Annotated in this window: 2 protein-coding genes; both read left to right on the forward strand. The window is 63.1% G+C overall.

Going from position 1 to position 1,556, the window contains the following annotated elements; all coding sequences use genetic code 11:
- Nucleotides 1-3 precede the first annotated feature (3 nt).
- A complete protein-coding gene (prmA, locus tag A3754_RS22975; protein WP_063521444.1) occupies nucleotides 4-885 on the forward strand; it encodes a 50S ribosomal protein L11 methyltransferase in 882 nt (293 codons plus the stop codon).
- Nucleotides 886-1,048: 163 nt separating this feature from the next.
- Nucleotides 1,049-1,556, forward strand: a 508-nt coding sequence (locus tag A3754_RS22980; protein WP_197468801.1) for an MJ0042-type zinc finger domain-containing protein, incomplete at its 3' end; no start/stop codon positions are given.

Consider the following 1,556-nt stretch of genomic DNA (forward strand, 5'->3'; position numbering starts at 1 on the left):
TCCATGGCCTGGCTTCAGCTCCACCTTGCCACCACCGAACAACACGCCGATGCCTTTCAGGCTGCCCTGGAAAACCTCGGCGCCGTGGCCGTGACCCTCACCGACGGCGCCGACCAGCCCGTATTCGAACCGCCGCCGGGCACCCGCCCGTTGTGGCAAAACACCGTGGTCAGTGCGCTGTTTGAAAAGGACCAGACTCCCGAGCTGATACTTGCCGCTCTCACAGCCCAGGGGCTGACAGCCGAAGCCAGCCACCACGAAACCCTGGAAGACCAGACCTGGGAGCGGGCCTGGATGGATGACTTCTCGCCCATGCAATTTGGTGAGCGACTGTGGATCATTCCCAGCTGGAGCGAGGCGCCAGACCCGCAAGCCGTCAACCTGAAGCTGGACCCGGGCCTTGCCTTCGGCACCGGGACCCACGAGACCACCTCGCTGTGCCTGCAATGGCTGGACGGCGCCGACCTGCACGGCAAAACCGTGCTCGATTTCGGCTGCGGCTCCGGGGTACTGGCCATCGCCGCGCTGTTACTCGGTGCCGGTGAGACCACCGGCACGGATATCGACCCCCAGGCGCTGATCGCCAGCGAAGACAATGCCCGTAATAATGGCGTGGCAGACTCGCTCGCCCTGTACCTGCCGGAGCAGATGCCTGCGGATTACCAGTGCGACGTACTGGTCGCCAACATCCTGGCCGGCCCGCTGGTAGAGCTGTCCGAGCTGCTGGCCGGCTACTGCCGCCCCGGCAGCACACTGGCCCTGTCCGGCATTTTGGCAGAACAGGCGGAATCGGTCCGCGCCGCCTATGCCCCCTGGTTTGATCTGACCCCCACCACCCAACAGGGTGACTGGGTGCGCATTGACGGGGTGCGCCGCGTCACCTGAATCCACAGATTCAGGGAAAACTGAGTGACAGGTCCTTGCGGCCTGTCCCGTTTTTTCTGTAAAACATACTTGCCTGCACACCATCGCCATTCCCGGGCTGCGTGATAGCCTGTTGCGTGCAGCGTGTTGCGATTCATTACCAATAACAATTCAGGCGAAAGCCATGGCCACCCAATACAAGACCCGCTGCCCCCACTGTGCAGCCCAGTTCAAAATTACCGATGAACACCTGAAACAGGCACGCGGTGCGGTACGGTGTGGCTCCTGCCTGCAGATCTTCCAGGCCAATGATTACCTGGTTGATCCCCCGGCACCGCAGCAAGCCGCCCCGCAGGATCGCTGGGCCGGCGCACTGGACGGCACCCACAGTGACGCAGCCTCTTCCGGGGACGAGCAGAAATTTGGCGACGATGACGGCACCGACGCTGATGGCCTGAGCATTCAGGGCATGGAGTTAAGCGACTCGTTCATGAACCTGGATGTGGACGACCCCGCCGGCGGATTAGGCGAAGACTTCGCTGACATGCATGGCGCCGGCCGGGCCAGCCACCATGAAAATGCCGACGAGTCCTGGGCCGAGGCCTTGCTGCAGGAACTGGAAGACGATGAACCCGCCGAGACCAGCCCGGGCGAAACAACCACGTCCGCTCCCGTCAACAACCCTGCCCCTG

It is taken from the genome of Alcanivorax sp. HI0083 (assembly GCF_001635175.1).

Excerpts from the sequence above, each read along its gene's own strand:
- prmA (WP_063521444.1), top strand. The coding sequence starts at position 4 with ATGGCCTGGCTTCAGCTCCACCTTGCCACCACCGAACAACACGCCGAT.